This is a genomic window from Bacteroides luhongzhouii (assembly GCF_009193295.2).
GTDB lineage: Bacteria > Bacteroidota > Bacteroidia > Bacteroidales > Bacteroidaceae > Bacteroides > Bacteroides luhongzhouii.
The window spans coordinates 3,135,971-3,153,946 of sequence record NZ_CP059973.1; the positions used below are offsets into that span (position 1 = coordinate 3,135,971).

A 17,976-nucleotide genomic window follows, 5' to 3' on the forward strand; every position below is an offset into this window, starting at 1 on the left:
GTTCATTAGTTAGTATAATATATATTCTTCTTTATATTGTTCGTTATTTATATTTATATTGGCGCAAGTGCAGGTAAACAAATCTTCCATCATGATATTCTTTGCATTCTACCCAATTATTGTGACTGTCGTATTGATATTCAAATTCTTTCTTTATTTTTTTACCGTTCCACCAACTATCATGCAGAATAATATGTTCCAAGCTATTATATTTAATGATGCTTTGCTTCTTTATGCCCTTGTCGTCCTCCCAATTAGAAATTATCGTTCTTCCAGCTAAATACCCTTTATTCTCTTCTGCTTTAGTATAAGGAGCAATATCTTTAATGTTAGAACCTTCATAGATTGGAGCAGGTTGTGGATTCATATATCCTTTAAGCATATATTCTTTAATATGTACTTTACTGCCTTCAAATATTCTTGTATAAAGTCTTGATTGGAAGCCATTAAGATAGCTTATTGTATCGCAACTCGCTATCTTCCCATTTGTAAGAAGTAACTTATGTTCAAGTTCTAAACTTTGAGTTTCTAGTACACTTTTATTGGACGAGTACCATTTACTGACCTCTTTTCTACTTATAAAGAAATCCTGTTCAATAACTCCTTGAATAAATTCTCTATTATTCAAGCTGTTTAATAAATTATTAATATGTCCAAAATAAACATCTACAACTGAATACTGCATGATAATGAACTATTCTAATGAGAAACCTCCCAATTGTGTATAACTCTTTAAACTATATTGAGTCTCTTTTTTAGAGTGCTTCCCACCTACCAAAAGAGTGTCAAATCCCAAAGTCATTAGCTGCCTAATAAAAGGCTTGTTTGATAATATATATTGAGAAATTTCTCTAATTTCAGAATCTTTTAAATTATTATCGTTCTCTATTGATATTCTAAATCCACTTCTTAAAAAGAACGCACTCATTTCATGTGCATAGTTTACATCTCCAATTGTTACAGATACCTTGCAGAATCTATCTAATTCACCACAACAATAGCTATTTTTAAAATTCTGATTCATGGTATTTATTAACTTCATTCGCTCCAATGAAGTACCTACTAAAGAATTGAGTAAGTTTTTAAAGAAATCGACAATGTTCATATTAAGCTAATTTATCATTTACTAAATCCTTAATCTTTAAGAGTTCTCTGTAATTGAATCTGTTGTTATTAATCATTGTTGTTAGTTCCTCTGCTACATCTTTATTGTTGGGGTGTTTGTCTGGGTGAGCTTGTTTGATAAGCTCTTTGTATAGCTGTTTTGCTTTAGCCATGCTCTCAACAACATTGTATGCTTCATCATCTGTTGAATGATTCTTGGAATAGAATAGTCTGGCAAATATATTCATGATATGCCTTTTAACTATTAAGAGAACAGCCATGCTGCTATTCCAATTACTACCAGAACTATAAGGATAACAAAGAACTCTGATAATTGGGGGTCTTCCCCATTATATTGCATTTTAGTCATAATTAGGATATTTACACTCACCTGCTTCCTACGATGAATTATAAATAAAAAAGGTGTGGAAGCTATATTTGTTCTATCCTACATTCAGGTCTTCGCATTACCTTTGGAATGGATAAAACAATAGCCCCACACCAAGAGGTATATAGAAACCTTACAGACATAAGGTAAATATATATATCCAGTGTGGGTGCTATTGCTATCATCTTCATTCCAATATCAAAGTTGCGAAGTTTGAATGTAGAAGATAATTTCAATAACACCTTTCGTTAAATATGTCCTTCCAACTCCCTAAAGCATTAGTTTATTGAAATTGGTGCAAAGATAATGAAAGGTTTTAAATCATCAGGTATGAAGTGTGGATTAATAGTAAATTCTATGCCCTCAAACATAGTCTGAATGGGATATTTAATAGGAACTACATCTGAACTCTGTAAATCCATGTGGGTATCAAATTCACTTCTCCCCATATAAGGACTAAATTCTGAATATTCTTACCCGCCTTGAATTATAGTCTTTAAGTCTGCATATTGTTGGATATTCAAGAAGTGCTACCTGTAACATGACTAATAAGAGTTGAAATAGTTCTAAACACTGTAAACTTATGGAATTGACTTACTTCTAAAAGGCTGAAATGCCAAGCCTAAAGAATTAGACTTTAGATATATCTAAGCTCAATATTCTATGGATTTGGGACAGAACCATTCAGACCACTATAAAGATGAATCTTAATAATCCTGTCCCAATTAATCAGAAGCTCAAACAGTCATAAGTCTGTAAGATTTCTTCCTGTCTTAATCCCAAGTATCTTTTAGTAATGGCAACAGAACTATGGTTGAACAGTTCCATCAGCTTTACTAAAGCAAGTTCAGCATTATCGCTGTTCATATTATAGACCTGTCTACCAAAAGTCTTTCTAAGAGAATGGCAGCTAAAGTTCTTAATCTTTAGCCTGTACTTCTTCTTCACCTCTTTAAGAATGATATTGATTCTTTGGACTGTGAAGATAGTGCCTTTCTGACTTATAAGGATTGGTGCATTGATTCCAATAGGATTTATATGCTCGTAGCACTCTTTAATGTGCTGCTGTAATTGGGGATTCAGTCTGATAGTCCTTACCTTGCCTGTCTTCTTCTCAATTACTGTAAACTCGTCAGTACCTAATATCTGCTTCCATCTTAGAGATAGAATATCAGATATTCTTAATCCTGTGAAGCATCCCAAAGCTATAAGGAGTGAGATTTTATAATTCTCGTCTTTGGCTAACTTTCTTATGAGGTTCATTGCATCAGACCATATAAGATAGTCTGCCGTTGTGCTTGAATATTTAAGTGACATAATGTTCTGTTTTATAATGAAACGAATAGAAGTGAATATTAATTCTGAGTTGGATTTACTAACTCATTGATTACTAAAGGAACATTCACTAATAGTAGAAGTGAATATGATAAGGACACCCAACTTGAAAATTGAGTGCCCTCTACCTTATTATAATTCTCCTTCGTCAGCGAAGCTATAATATCCTGCATCTGTAAGTATGAGGTGGTCTAAAACTGTAATTCTCATTAGTCTTGCAGCTTCTTTGACCTGCTTAGTAATCTCCATATCCTGCTTGCTTGGTTTCATGCTACCACTTGGGTGATTATGTGCAAGAATGATAGCTACTGAATTGGTGAGCAATGCAGCTTGTAGAATTACTCTGACATCAGCACAAGTTTCAGTAATTCCACCCTCTGATATAAGAGTGTAACCTAAAATTTGCTTGGCTTGGTTAAGAAACAGTACTTTGAAGTATTCCTTGTAACAGATTGTACCTTCCTTATATGTAGGAAGCAAGTATTTATAAGCATCCTCTGAACAACTTACTTGATGCAGACTTTTAAATTTTGGTTTGTAGGACAGTTCCACTTCACCCACAGTATAATCTATATCCATAATGTACAATGTTTAATAAGTTGGTAGAAATAAAGAAAGGACACCAAGTTAATGATGCCCTTTCCTCTCTCAATCAACAATCCACTCAGCCCAAGAACCAAGCGTATTCACTATCTCCTAATTTGGCACGTTGAATGCCTTGTACGAACTCTGTGCAGTTAAGATTCCTCTCCAAGAAGTTATCAATGTAACTTGATTTCACAGAACCATTGAGCAGGTTTAAGAGCTGCCAGCCTGTAATGCTGTCCCCTGTACTCTTGAAATTCACATCAGAAACGAATGCTCTGCAAGCTGCATTAATTTGACTGTCTCCCAACAATAGACGAGGTAAGCGTTTCTGTTGGTTGGGTGTAAGAGCTTGATATAATCTCATCCTGCCTATTATCTGGCAGAACTCGCTTGTAGAGATTGACATCTGCCCAAGTGTTTTTAACAGATGCAGGTCTTTGGATGGATTGTAAGCGTGGAACAGATTCAATGCTGCTGCATATAGTTCCTGTACGCTTAGGACTTCTATCTTATCCTGTAAACCGTCAGTGGTGAGCATGAGATTACTGCAAACTCTATTTCTAAATCCTATGAAGATTTTAAATCTCTCAACAGACTTCTTACTGTACAAGTTAATCTCGTTATATGCTCTCACTCCACCAATGGATAATGCTAAACGATTACCGTATTCATCATGTACAATGGATGGAATTTCAAAGCAGAAACACATTCTCTGATAGAACAAAGTTTTCTCTTCATCTGTCAGTTCAGATGCTTTCTTACCTAATGCACTTGGTATTCTACCATTGATAGGGTGTGAGATTCTAATCTCTGGTATATCAAACTGTTCTCCATGAAAGTAATCCTTAGCTGCATCCACTACTGCACCTATAAAGGATTGGTGACTAATAGTTTCTTCCATTGATGCAAAACTTGGAATGATGCAGTCTTGTTGTAGGTGCTGTAAGGTTACTTCCTGTGTATTGGCTTCAATGAAATGGTTTACTCTCTTGGGTGCTGTTACTTCTTCTACAATGATTGCTTCTTCTGCAAACTCACCCATGTTTAATGATTCTCTACGCTGTGCCATAGCTGGCATAATTACTAAATCTCTCATAATGAAATTGAATTAAATGGTTATTGATTGAATTGATTTAACAAGAACAGACCTAAAACACAAGTGAATTTCTTCACCTGTATCTTAGGCTGTCCTATGTCTTTCCCTAAAGATTCTTTCAAAGGGAATGAGGAGCATTAGTAAATTATTGGTAGGCTGTGGCAATAGTGCATCGTGCCTGCTCTTGGATTAATAAGAATGCTTATTCCTATCAGCTATCAGACTACATTTTTAAAGCATTCTTTTTTATTTAAGAGCCATGAGGGGGTGTTTATGTGGGTAGGGGTGTCTCGTGTATAACTCTTTAAAATTGGAAATGCTGATAATGGTATGCTTATTGATGGTAGCTTAGACTGATTCATAGGAATAGGTCTGGTAGTTCTTCCTTTTCTTTTACCTCTTGTTTCCTGCCTACCAATCCACTTGATAATGATTTCATAAGAGCGTGCATATCCTTAACTCCCTCAAAGTTATTCTCCTTGTACTTCTTATAAATCATGCACTCCCTTGAAATGGGGTTTCCTCTGCTCTCGTTAAATGCTATCATCTGTTCAAAGTCAGCTTTCACTTCCTCCACATATTTATCTTTTGGTAGGTCTATAAGCAAACCTTTAGCCTTTAATATGATTGAATCTCCAACTTCATCTAACAAGTCCATATCCCTTAGTTGTTCTATGTAGTTAGAAATAGTTCCATGTCCCATGTGGATTAGTTCTTTCAGTTTTCTTACAGATAAGGTAATTGTATGACTGTGTGGCTCTGCTGCACTGAATAGTTTGAGTATAAATCCTCTAAGCTTTAAATCCAGTGTACTGTTATATGAATCGTAGAACTCTCTGCTGATTTTTCTGTAATGTCCAAAGCTGACAGGGAAGAATATATAATCTGTCCAAGTCCTGTCATTCCTGCCACTGTCCTTATTCTGTATGCTGACTTCCCCTGTGGCTCTTAACTTGTCATTGAATGATTTGGAACTCTTACCACCTTTATAGTTGGCAGGTTTCTCTCCAACGTATGATGCAAGCTGGTCTATCGTAGTGTCAGTGGTCAACGTATATTTGTCTGTTATCAATAGTAACACGTATGTCCTGTAAACATCAGCACAACCCAACTTTTGAATCAGATTGTTGCTCATTACTGTATATTCCTTGAATGGTAGTTTCTCGTAACTCATAAGGCAATCGCTCAATATGTTTGATTAAAATGATTTGGTTGTTTTTTAATAAGAATCTCATTTTAGAGGAACTTAATTTGTTTGACTTCCTAAGTTCGCTCAGCTTGTTATAGAAATGATTGTTATAAATCCACATATCATTGATTTTAGTCACTCCCAGCTTACAGATTACCTGTGCGGTGTCCGCAAGGACATTGCATAGGTCTTATTGGAATGTAGCGTGGGAGTGTAGAGAGGGGGTGTTTAGACACGCAGTAAAAAGTGAATAAGCACACCTCCCAAATTTGACAATATGAATCTCTCAGTTTCAATTTTTATCTTGTCAGTAAGCCAACTTCTGTAATGCGATATAATAAGTAGTAACCTTTCCATTCTTTTTTCTCCTTGTCTTTAGATAGTTATTAAGATTAGCCCACAATCCAATGTGAACCTTGTTATCTTTTACTCCCTGTTTAAGAGCCTTAACCCTTATCTGTTCATAAGTAAATTCTTCCATTTTAGATATTCTGAATAGTTTGTAAGTCCGTCAATCTGTGTGGTGGGATTATCTGTTTGTGGTACTGTAAAGATAGTAATTCCAAAAGTGGGGAACTAATGATAAGACCACACATTTAAGAATCAGACTTTAGACTATTCAGAATGTCTAAGAACTTGGGGAGAGTAAGTCCACCTGTCACATGGACTTTATTGTTAATTGGTTATGCAGTTTCTACAGGCTTGTTGCTATTCTCATTCATATATTGGAACCATTTCTCAAAATTCTTATAATATTGTTTGGCTTCAGCACTACCGTCTGGTTTCTGATTACTAAACCACACATCTTTGTCAATCATGGCAACTAACTGTTGGATTTGGTTAATCTCAGGTTTGTATTCATTGTAGAACAACTTAAATCCTTTAGCTAATCTTCCATTGTTATATGTGGATTCAGAGATTTTACTACTCTTGAAAGCTTTTAGAACTTTATCGCCTAACTCTTGGGTGGTTGCATTTAACTTTAAAGATTTAGGTAGTCTGTTTATGCCCATTTTAAGGTCTTTGGCGACATTGGCTTTAATCTCTGCTTGTCCTAATGTGTAAAAACTATAGATTACGTCAGACTTCAATCCTGTTTCTTGAATTTGTGCTTCAATATAATCAATTCTCTCGTTTCCTGTTTGGAACTTTGATTTGCTAAAGTCTTTATAATTCCAAGGTCTGCCATTGTTTATAGAAGCTGTAAATAATGCTAAACTCATATTCTCTGGCTTCTTAATGGTTTCAGTCATTTCTTCCTCATTAAAATCAAGAAAACCTTCTACCTCCAGTATGAACATGGCTATCATTCTGTGTTGTCCATCTACAGGAGCTTTAGCTGCTGCTCTTTCAGTAGCATCTGTAACCTCTTCTGTATTCAGCATCCAGTTGTCTATTGAAAGAGGTTTGGCATTGGACTTAGGTACAATGGAAACTTTTAATAATTTCTCTCCTGTTAAATCCTCGCTGCCAACTAACTTAATCTTACCCATTGCTGCATTGAAGCCATATTTCTCAATCATAGAATAGCACTTCTTTACATTCTCTGCTACGATTTCACGATTGCTGCCATAAAAATAAATAGTCATCATATTTTCTTTGCAGTTTTTAGACTGGTGCGCTCCAGCTTTTGTTAATTTTGATATTGCAAAACTACCAGCTTCTGGGCTGATTAAAAGAGAGAAATTAATGAGTGGTTTTACTTCCCCTCTTAATTGTCGGCTCGTCCGCTATCGTTTTGACACTGCAAAGATGGGATATAATGGTAGGATTAAAAGAGAGAAAAAAAGTCCTGCTTTCATGTACCCTCTTAATGGTATGAAGCAGGACTGTGTTAATTATCAGATGTTTATTAGAAATATATGCTGTTCACAGTATCAATTCTTTTGTCTTTATATTGCTTGATGTAGCCTTTTAAAACATCTTCATCATCTGAGAATTTACTATGTTTAGATAGTTTGGTAAAGTAGATAAGCCTTGATATGAGCAACGTTTTACTGAGTGATATGGTGCTTCCTTTCTTCTGTCTGACATTAAACTGCTTGTTATATGGCTCTAAATTGAAGAAGTCATTGAACATCTTATAGAACAGCCATATCTGAACGGATTCCTTTTCTTCTGCATGGGTGCTTATGCTGACTTGTTGGCTCTGCATCCAAGGATGTTCCTCTATCTCCTTTAGGTTATTGATGATGGTAGTAGCCAAGTAGCCTATTGCATTGGCATTGTCAATTACTATCTGATGCTTGCCCTCTACTTTTACAGAGATAGTGATAGGTTTCTTAAAACTCACTCCAAATTGGTTTATCTCCTTATGGTTGTCAGCTATGGCTTTAGCGAATTTGGTGAGCTGTTTTATTCCAATCCCTGTAGCTTTCATTCCATCCAAGCACGTTCCACAAGTATAGTCAAAGATGAACAGAAGTAGAAACCAGAACTTATCTATATCAATTCCTAAACCTTTTAGTGTATTCTGTATGTCCTCATTGGCTATATAATCTTCGTATGTGAAGTTACCATATAGCTTATTCTGATTGTATCTTCTTATGAATAAGGGTAAGGCGGTTGTGCCATAAATATATTGTTCTCCTGTTTCATGGTCTATATCATAATCTGGTACATAAAGTACTGCTACTTCCTCCATGTATTCAAGTAACTTTATGTCTTTAGGGAAATAAGTTTCTTCAAGTCTTTCAATTGGTCTCATATCTTTGCTTATATGGTTTGGAAGCAAAGATAATTAAAAAGGATGAAGTTATTCCTTTTTTAATGGTCTGAGCCTACCATCCAAACCTGCTTTATGTAGTTCTTCTAAATATCTTTCTCTATAACTAAGGTCAAGATGCAAGGCTCTTTCTTTTGCAAGGTCTGATTTAAGATATTCTTGTAAAGTCATAGTCTTTGTTTTCCTAATCATTTCTATGCTAAAGTTCTTCATATCACTGGACTTTAAAGTATCATAGTTAGCTGTTATAATTCCTTTTTCATCAATCGTCCAGTTGTCTAATAGGAGAGAAGCCATTGCAATGCTTCTGACTTTCGTAATAGCTATATAGAATTTAATTCCATTAAGGAACTGTACAATATAATATCCCTGCATGGTAGTGACAGGAATATAATTCACTCTCTCCAAATATTTATGATATAGTTCTCCTTGTTCTTCGATGCTAAGGTTTTGAAGCTTCTCTTTACCATTATTATCTTTAATCCTTTCGATGTCTGCCATCTTTTTACTCTGTGACTTTTTATATCTTATAATTTCTTTATCAATAGATTTTATCTTCTCATCTAACTGGTTCTGTTTCTCTTGGATAATGTTTAAAAGGGTAGGGTTGGTGGTTAGTAGAAACTTATTGGCATTATCTTGGCTTTCATTAGATAAGTTCTCTTTATCAAGATATAGGGCAGACAAACGTTTCTCAATTCCAGCTATTTCCTCTTGTAGCTCTGTAACTCTATTGTCTGTTTGGTTCCTAAAGAAGTTGATATATTCTGCTGTGTGCATAGATTTGAAAAGACTATATAATATTTCATTCGTAAGGTCGTAAGAAACTTCATCAATATTATATTTACAGAAGTCTGGATGAGATTTCCTATCAACACAGCTACATCTATATGTTAGTTTTGAAATTCCTGCTGCTGGCTTTTTGTCTTTTACAGTCATGGCTCTCCCACATCTACATCTGATGATTCCTTTTAATGGATTATGATTGACTTTTCCAGTTGGAGTATTTTTATAGTTGTTTTTAATCAGCTCTTGTGCTTTCATAAAATCCTCTTCACTGATAATAGGTTTTATTCTAACCTCGATAGTATAAGGTTCTTCTCTACCTAATCTCTGTGTTCTTCTTCTGATTCCTCTATAAATATCACTATGGATATAGTTGCTTAGAATGGCAACAGTGCTGTAATATCCTCTAAAAGTAATATTCCTTTCATTGAAATATCTGGCTACTGCTCCCAGTGTCTTACCAGAGTTTACTAAAGCGAAGAGTCTTTTTATATTCTCTACTTCTTCTGGTACTTCTTCTAAAATATATTTAGGACGTTTTCCATTGGGGTTAGGAACTGCTTTATATCCATAAGGTATTTTTTGGTCTACAACTGCATAAGGATAAGCTTGGAAGAGAGCTTGCTTCCCATCTTGGTTCTTCTTTTTAATATCCAATCTTTCTTGTGCTGCTGCCCATGCTTTGATAGTGAGGATAAGTATTTCTGTAATGTCTAAAAGTTTATTAGCTTCATAAATTTTACTGGGACTATCTAAGAGTATTACAGATAATCCTTTATTAATAATCTGTTGAATGTTGTAAACTGTTTCTGTTACATCTTCTTGCCTGCTCAAACGTGATAACTCAGAAATTACTATCATGTCTGCATCTTTGTAGGTTTTACTTTGTAATTCGATATAACCTTTTCTGTCTGCAACCACACCAGATATTCCAAAGTCCTCAATAATTTCAATTAACTCATAATTGTTGTTCTCACAGAACTCCTTAATCTTTAGCTTTTGTCGAGATAAGTCTTGTTTTGTAGTAGAAACTCGTGCGTATCCTATAATTTTTATCATAATGTAATATATTGATTATGAAGCAAATATAGGTATAAAATTTCACTTGGGCAAGTCTATTTAGTTAAGTGAATATTCCTGTCAGATACCAGCCAATCGTATCGGCTTTATAGGTAATGGAGGACCGTTTTCACTGATGCAGTTGAAAGTCATCCAAGAGGTGATAACACTTATTATTTTTACAGTGTTCACTACTATCTTCTTTAAAGGCGAAGCGTTACATTGGAATCATTTGGCTGCGTTCGTTTGTTTGATTGCGGCGGTGTATTTTGTGTTTATGAAATAACGGCATTAATATTGGCATAAAGAATACCAATGCGATGATTGAAAATAGTAAACCTCCTATTGTGCCAATCGCGAAAGAGAACCAAAACGCTTCTGCCTGCGGACCATCGATCAAGAACGGAACCAAGCCCAATACAGTAGATAATACAGTCAATAAGACTGCAACAATCTTATGATTATAGGCTTTAACATAGAGCTTGACAGGAGGGAGCGGTTTGGCTCGATAGCGACAGTTGCTACGAATGCCATTGTATTCGTTTATGATATAAATAGCTGCATTCACCACCAGTCCGCTTAATAAAACCAGCGATGCAAAACCACCTGTTCCAAAGTTAGTGCCAGAGAAATAGAACGTCAAAAAGGTCCCGATAAAGGATATCGGAATCAGTGATATAATCACAAGTGGCTGTCGCAATGATTCAAACAAAATGGAACAAGTGAAGAAGATAATGACAACGATTAGTAGGATCAACCAATATTGAGTTCCTTTATCGTCATACCATCCATAACTTGTGTTGACTACACGAAAACCGACCGGCAGAGCAGCATTCACCTCTTCGGTTGTCTTTTTAATAAACTGATCGGATAGCTCATACGTTCCCATATAATCAAATGCTACATCGAGCGAGTACTCTTGATTTTTTTTGGTGATTTGGTTGCTGACAGACCGTCGCCCAATCTCTCCGATGTGAGCATAACAGATGGGGTTGTCACCTACATTTATATAGCTGTTCATCAGATGCCACACATCGAACTTATCACGTAGTGAAGAGTGACAATCAATGTCTATGTATTGATCTTTATTGCGGTAAGTGCCTACCGATCCTTCGTTCAACAGTGCAGAAAGTGCTGAATATCCTTGATTGAGATTCAAATCGTAGAGTGCGATTTTTTTCATATCATACTTGATATACATTTCATCCGTCGCATTATCTTGATTGACATAATCGCCGGAGCCTCCTAACTCTATATCGATGTTGGTGACTCTCTTGTTGTTTTTAATCTTTTCGATTACCATCTCTGCATATTTGTAAAGATAGTCATAGTTATAACCACTCAACCCTATACGGCACGATTTACTTTTTCCCAGTGTGAGCGAGTTGGAGAAACCTTTTTCACTCACTCCTGTTGTGCTCCAGTCTACGCCGCCTATTGACAACGCTTCCCTAATCACTTGTGACTCTAAATGTTGAGGAAATGCTCCATATTTATATTCATCGGTAAATTCCACTTCAATAGAACCACTTTCTCCATTGACTTGTGTCACAAATTTCTTGATCTCCTTGTATTTTGCCAGGAAGTGATCCATTTGCCACATCTTTTGATTCAACAGTTCCGCGTCGCCCTTTTCTGTTAATTTGGCCGATATTCGAAGTTTTACATCATAGTCACTCTGTGCAAATGTACGAGATGATTGGGTGGATGAGAAGAGATGCAGCGTCCCACCTGTCACCTTTTCAAGAGGCTGGCGCAATTTGTTTTGATAAAACTCACTGCCAATGGTCTTATTATAGACTACTTCATACCATTTGAGTTCAGGCTTTTCTTTATTGCCATAAAAATAGTGAGACCGACCTAATTCTCTCGGCAACTGGTTTAACGGAATACCAAACAACAGCACCAAAATTGTGATATAGATCCATTTGTGTTTTTGGGTAAAGGTGATATAATAGTTATAGAATTTATTCCATTTTATGATCCTGCGACAACGGCGATAGTCCCTTTTCTCCTGACGACGGTTTAATCCATTGCGATCAATAATTGCTGGCACAAAAAACAGAGCCACAAACAGAGCCACAACAAGATTGATGATGATGATAGTAGCAAAATCATTCAGTGTTCCTCTTACATAATCAGGCATAAAAAAGATAATCACTAATGACCCGATTGTAGTGAGCAGTGCTGCCAAAATTGCGATGAAGACGCTTCGGTTACGGTAATAACTGTAGTGATCCACCATCACAATGGTGGTATCGATCATAATTCCGAACGATACGGCAACACCAGTCAACGAGATTAAATTCAACTCTATATCAAACAGATAAAAGAAGATAACCGATATCAGCACGTTTGCAAAGAGTGCCACGGCTATAATGGATAGATAACGACCGCTTCGACTTGATATCCAGATAAAAAGGAAAAGAATCAGTAACGAAAGGAATGTTCGTTTTATTAATTTATTCAGCTCCTTAAGCACATCCTTGGCAGCATCATAGGTTAGAGAGATATAAAACCCATCTGAAAGATTGGCTTGCACCTCCTCCATCTTTTTACGTAATTCGGAAGAGGCTTTGATGATATTCACATCAGCATCGGCTGATATACTTAGGTTGATCGTATTCAGACCGTTGATGCGGTAAAAATTGCTTTCGCGTCGTTTTTTATAGTTTAGTTTAGCGATATTATCCAAATAGATGATTTTTCCCTCTATGGTGGTAAGCGGCGTTTTCCCGATATCAGAACCAAGCGGCTCAGTTTCTAAAAGTAGCGTGATACGCTCTTTGTTACCATTACGGTCGATCTTGTCAATATCCCCGACAATAGATCGTTGCCCTAAGAAGTTTTGAAGCCCTGATGTGATTATATTGGATTCCAGGCCGTAACGTTGCAACTCTGTCGGATCATATTCTATATCCAGATAGGTTGGAGGTGCTCCCGAAACGGTGACCTCCCGCACATAATCAATTTGCGTCAGATAGGGTTTGATATTTCGCTCTACATAATTCTGAATATTGGTCGGCTCCATATCCGCATTGATGATATAGGATAAAACTTGCCGGGAATTTTGTTTCATGCCGCTTCCGACATCTCCTCCTGACAGGGAAGGGTAACCGGCTCCTTCAGGCAGCTTGCCGGCTACCTGTTTCAGTAGGGAGGATATTTCAAAACGGACGGCTGATACGCTGGCGTTCTCTTTCAGTTCAATCGCGACGTTTCCACTTCCGTAGGACGATGTAGAAGAGGTTTTCTCGACTCCAACCACTGATGAGACCATTCCTTCTATTTTAGAGGTAATTTCCTGTTCAATTACCCGTGGTGATGCTCCCGGCCAGTTGAACGAGACGTTCAACTGCTTTCCCTGTTTCGGCGTAGGATTATAAGCGACTCGCAGTAGCGGTACCAGCGCTATTCCAATCACCATCAATACCGCCATAATCAGTATGAGGGAGAAGCTGGGGATCCGCTCTAAAAAGCCTTTTTTTGTTATATCTTTACTCATAAGCAGCAGGATTAGCGTTTACGGTAAATAACATAATAAATCAACGGTATAAAAAACAGGCTGATAAGTGTTCCGGCCGTCATGCCAATAATAATAGAGAATGACAATGGATATTGCAGATCCGAACCCATGTCTACCCGGTTCAAGAACGGCGCAATAGCCAATATGGTCGTTAGGGAAGTCATAATGATCGGCTTCAAGCGACTGTGACCACCCACTAAAATTGCCCGCAGCAGTGACATACCTTGTTTTCGCAGGCGATTAATCGTATCTACTTTCAGGATCGAGTCGTTGATGATAATACCACTCATTACCACTAAGCCAATCATTGACATGATATTAAGACTTTCACCAAATAGCCACAAACCAAACAACACGAAGAAGATATCAACCACAATCTCTGAAAGGATGATTAACGGTTGAACAATACTTTCAAATTGTGCTGCCAGAATAAAATAGAGTAACAAAATAGCTACCAATAGAATGATAATCAACTCCTTGATGGTCTCACGACTTGAAAAATACTCTCCGGTAAAGGTCACAAAGAAGTTACTATCCTCTTTTACAACCTGCTCGATGGTTTCCATTACTTGCTTCACATCGCTGTCCGGCACATCAAGAGCGATAGGGTAGTAGTCGCCATCACTGCCGGAGTAGAGCTTCTTAAAATCTTCCCCTTTAGTCTCACGTATTACCATCGAGAGCGGTATCTCCACGCTGTTTTTATTACGCACTTTGCCCGATAAAATGTCAGAAGCTTCGGCACGTGATTCCCCCGTTGTGACAGGCATCGAATAACCGCCTTGATTGATGCGAAACAGCACATTCTGACTAATGATATTTTTCATCTTTCCGTAGATATCATCATACGTAATATCATATACCGCCATTGCCTCCACATCGGCTATATAACGGATATTTTGCTCCATCACAGCCGGAGGCACAACTATATCTGGCAGTGCTTTTCGAATCTTCCCTGTCAGCTCTGTTATCTGTTCCACTGTTGGAGCTTGTCCCCCTTTGCTATGTAGTTGCACCACCAACGGACTTCCCTGTTCGGCAAATATCAGATTAAATATATTGCCCGAAACCTGAAATGTAACCAATGCTTTCGGATGATTTTCATTCACATAATCTGTCAGTCTTTTCTCTATCTTCGCCAGCGTCTCCGCGTCTTTCGCTTTGATATAAACAATACTTTCGGAGGGTGTAATCTCTTTGGTATGAGACATTAAAAACTGCTGCACGCCAATCATTGAGGTGGTTTGCTCAACCAAACTATCAACTTGCGACAACAAACGATGCACCCGCAAATCATTCTCTTCGAGTGATATACCGCTATTCCAGTCGATTGTCATAATAGTATCATCATGCGAGATATGTGGCAGACGGCTCTTTTCAACTATCTGATAGATGAGATAGGTCATCGGAATAAGTGCTACAAAGCAGACGATCATCATTTTGCCGTGCCGAAGTGCCCATTTAAGCGTCTTTTCATACGGACGGTAGTAGTTGAAAGTAAAAAAACGGGCAATAAAACGATTTTCGGTATGTGCCGGCAGCTTTTTGTACAACAAGTAGAAATAGACTGGAAGTACCAGTACGGCTACGAGTAATGAGGCAAACAGGGCTATCGTCACCGCCATTGCCTGATCGTAGAAGAGCGCGCCGGCCGTACCGCTTAGGAAGATCAATGGTACGAAAACCGAACAAGTGGTCAGCACACTGCTAAGCATCGGCGTAAAGACCTCACTGACTGCTTCAGCGATGGCGTCATTGAGTTGCATCCCCGATTGCCATTTTTGCGATATATTATCAATAACAATAATCGAATTATCAACAATCATACCTGTTCCGAGAATCAAACCGGATAACGAAATGATGTTAAGCGATATCCCCAACAGATGGAATGACAACAAAGTGACGATTAATGACAGAGGGATGGTGACAACGATCAACATCGGTGAACGGAAATCCTTCATAAACAGGAAAATGATCAGTGCCGCTAAAATAGCGCCTACCAACAGATTACTATCCAAATTTTCGATTGAATAGGCCAGCAACTTAGTTTGGTCACGGGTCAGTTCAAACCGGATGTTCGGATGTTCTGCCTCCAGATCGGCTATTAGTGTGGCGATACCCTGTTGCAGATCTTCCATCTTGGCATCGTTCTGTTTAATAATTGCCATTGAAACGGCTGGTTCGCCTTTGCTACGTACTAATCCATTTCGCTTGGCCGGACGCTGCACAATCTCACATAGCTCTTTGAACTGATAGATACGTCCATCGTGTTTGATGTATATATTTTCGATGTCTTCTTTTGAAATGATATGCGCATCAAAATGAATGCTGTAGCGATATTGACCATCTTTGATGCTCAATGCACCCAAAGATATGTTGTTGTTATTGATTGCCTGCTCCAACAGACTAATATCCGCCCCCATAGAGGTTAGCTTAGTATAATTGGGAATACAAAGCAGTTCCGGTGTCACTACCCCGCTAATATCGACCATCGCCGTTTGTGGTAACTGTTCAATACGTTTAGAGATTACGTCACGAGCAAACTGTCCCAGCTCGCTAAAATCAATACCCGCTTCACGAGGCTCCCCCTCTTTGGGCGGAATACCATTTTTAAGTGACAGGTTGAGATAGAAAGCCGGAATATCAGTCACACTGGCTTTGATTACCTTGGGACGCTCCACATCTTTTGGAAGTGAGGTGATTGCCCGGTCCATTTTTTCATTGACATCAATAAAGACGATGTCTATATTGCAGTCGGGCTCAAAGTTCATATAGATCGCTCCGACATCGGCACGAGCTTCTGCGGTTATATTTTTCAATCCGGCCACCTGCGACAACTGGTTCTTGAGTGGTTTTAACAGAGTGTTGTCTACCTCTCGCACCGACAGACCGGGAGCTGATACCTGTACAGTGATCTGCGGTATATTAATAGCTGGCATAAGCGATACCGGCAGATAACCCACCGCCACCATACCCAGCACCACGATAGCAATTACGCTCATTGTCACTGCTATGGGGCGTGTTATCAGTCTTTTTATCATACTTTTAGGGATTAAGGGTTCGCCAATTGTGTGTTGTAAGCTATAAGTTGTGTCTTTTAATTAGGCGTTACCTCCGTTTTATCAGCCAAATTCAGATTGTTAGATACAATAACAACATCATTCTCTGAAATAGTAGTCTGTTTCTTTGCGTTGCCCGTAATCACATGAGAATCAATATTAGACATAACCACATCCACGTACGTCCATACCGCTCTACCATCTTTATAACGGAAAATCACTTGGAACCCATCTCGAAGTACCACCGCATCTTTTGGAACAACAAACTGCTGTTTCAATTCACGTTCTAATAGAATCTTCACATTCATCCCTTCCACCAAATAATTATTGTGGTTGCGTACTTTTGCACGTACTTTAATCTGTCCTCGTTCATCAATCAGCGGATTGACCTCCGTTATTTCACCTACAAAGCGTTGATCTTCATTGATAAAGGGTGAGACTGTGATCTGCAATCCTCGTGTCACCTCTTCCATCTCCGCTTCCAATACACTAAACTCCACATCGAAATAGGAGTCGTCAATCAACGTACATAGTTTATCTGTCGAACGACTATATATCTTGGAATCCAAATTTGCCACACGACCGCTAAACGGGGCGATCAGGTAACAGTTAGCTAACTGACGTTCGGCTGCCTCCAACTGATCCATCGCGCTTTCATACCCTGATGAGGCCTTCATATTCTGCAAAATAGTGGGTGGTACAGCTGTTGTATCAGCCGTATAGCCCTGTCCGATCAATTTATCTATCAAGTCAATGTTTGCTTTGGCCATTGCACGGCGACTTTTTCGAAGTTCTATTTCCGCCTCTTTCGTGTCGAGCACTGCTAGCGTCATTCCCTTGTTTATTCTGTCTCCGTTGTGTATATGAATAGCAGTAATAGTCCCCGAACCATTAAATGCAAGGTCACTCTTTACTACTGCACGTAACTTACCGTTACATACGATCTGTTTTTGGAAGGACCGTTTTTTCAATACCAGCGTATCAACAGTAATCAATTGTGTTTTCTCATTGCTCTTACCGATTGGAACTTCTTCTTTCTTCTTCCCGTTACCACAAGCTGTCACTCCCAACAGGCAAATGATTATCAATAAACTTTTATGTAGGGCAAACTTCTTCATAGC

The 17,976-nt window shown here is 38.0% G+C and carries 13 protein-coding genes and 1 pseudogene; 1 reads left to right on the top strand and 13 read right to left on the bottom strand.

From position 1 onward, the window contains the following. Positions 1 to 43 precede the first annotated feature (43 nt). The 10 genes from GD631_RS11325 to GD631_RS11370 all read right to left on the bottom strand — a co-directional run bounded on the left by GD631_RS11325 (position 44) and on the right by GD631_RS11370 (position 10,270). Positions 44 to 685, bottom strand: a complete 642-nt coding sequence (locus GD631_RS11325) for a hypothetical protein (protein ID WP_005821426.1) — start codon at positions 683 to 685, stop codon at positions 44 to 46. A 9-nt stretch (positions 686 to 694) separates the two neighbouring features. Next, positions 695 to 1,105 (bottom strand): hypothetical protein, encoded by a 411-nt coding sequence (locus GD631_RS11330; RefSeq protein ID WP_005821425.1) that lies wholly within the window; start codon positions 1,103 to 1,105, stop codon positions 695 to 697. A 1-nt stretch (position 1,106) separates the two neighbouring features. Then, positions 1,107 to 1,355: a hypothetical protein gene (locus GD631_RS11335; RefSeq protein WP_032537677.1), complete on the bottom strand. Its 249-nt coding sequence runs from the start codon at positions 1,353 to 1,355 to the stop codon at positions 1,107 to 1,109. 866 nt (positions 1,356 to 2,221) lie between these two features. Beyond that, the gene (locus GD631_RS11340; protein WP_005821423.1) at positions 2,222 to 2,809 is read right to left on the bottom strand and encodes a tyrosine-type recombinase/integrase; all 588 of its coding nucleotides are present in this window, start codon (positions 2,807 to 2,809) and stop codon (positions 2,222 to 2,224) included. Between the two features lie 150 nt (positions 2,810 to 2,959). Then, on the bottom strand, positions 2,960 to 3,406 hold the full coding sequence (locus tag GD631_RS11345; protein WP_143258414.1) for a JAB domain-containing protein: 447 nt from the start codon (positions 3,404 to 3,406) through the stop codon (positions 2,960 to 2,962). A gap of 85 nt (positions 3,407 to 3,491) precedes the next feature. Then, on the bottom strand, positions 3,492 to 4,511 hold the full coding sequence (locus GD631_RS11350; protein ID WP_185911444.1) for a DUF3871 family protein: 1,020 nt from the start codon (positions 4,509 to 4,511) through the stop codon (positions 3,492 to 3,494). A 358-nt stretch (positions 4,512 to 4,869) separates the two neighbouring features. Next, complete coding sequence (locus tag GD631_RS11355) at positions 4,870 to 5,685, bottom strand: hypothetical protein (protein ID WP_143258420.1); 816 nt, start codon at positions 5,683 to 5,685, stop codon at positions 4,870 to 4,872. Between the two features lie 698 nt (positions 5,686 to 6,383). Then, positions 6,384 to 7,292 (bottom strand): hypothetical protein, encoded by a 909-nt coding sequence (locus GD631_RS11360; protein WP_005939350.1) that lies wholly within the window; start codon positions 7,290 to 7,292, stop codon positions 6,384 to 6,386. Positions 7,293 to 7,552: 260 nt separating this feature from the next. Further along, entirely contained in the window at positions 7,553 to 8,407 is an 855-nt protein-coding gene (locus tag GD631_RS11365) for a hypothetical protein (protein ID WP_005821414.1), read from the bottom strand. Positions 8,408 to 8,455: 48 nt separating this feature from the next. Beyond that, positions 8,456 to 10,270: a recombinase family protein gene (locus GD631_RS11370; protein WP_005821412.1), complete on the bottom strand. Its 1,815-nt coding sequence runs from the start codon at positions 10,268 to 10,270 to the stop codon at positions 8,456 to 8,458. A gap of 70 nt (positions 10,271 to 10,340) precedes the next feature. On the opposite strand from GD631_RS11370, the pseudogene GD631_RS11375 reads away from it, so the two are divergent. Further along, positions 10,341 to 10,556, top strand: a pseudogene (locus GD631_RS11375) (DMT family protein); the annotation flags it as partial. On the opposite strand, the gene GD631_RS11380 reads toward GD631_RS11375, so the two are convergent. From GD631_RS11380 to GD631_RS11390, 3 genes are read right to left on the bottom strand one after another with little or no spacing between them, the layout of a single operon-like run. Continuing rightward, the gene (locus GD631_RS11380) at positions 10,488 to 13,775 is read right to left on the bottom strand and encodes an efflux RND transporter permease subunit (RefSeq protein ID WP_143258433.1); all 3,288 of its coding nucleotides are present in this window, start codon (positions 13,773 to 13,775) and stop codon (positions 10,488 to 10,490) included. The pseudogene GD631_RS11375 and the gene GD631_RS11380 sit on opposite strands and share 69 nt — an antisense overlap. An 11-nt stretch (positions 13,776 to 13,786) precedes the next feature. Further along, positions 13,787 to 16,837, bottom strand: a complete 3,051-nt coding sequence (locus GD631_RS11385; protein ID WP_143258437.1) for an efflux RND transporter permease subunit — start codon at positions 16,835 to 16,837, stop codon at positions 13,787 to 13,789. A 56-nt stretch (positions 16,838 to 16,893) separates the two neighbouring features. Continuing rightward, positions 16,894 to 17,973, bottom strand: a complete 1,080-nt coding sequence (locus GD631_RS11390; protein ID WP_143258441.1) for an efflux RND transporter periplasmic adaptor subunit — start codon at positions 17,971 to 17,973, stop codon at positions 16,894 to 16,896. Positions 17,974 to 17,976 lie beyond the last annotated feature (3 nt).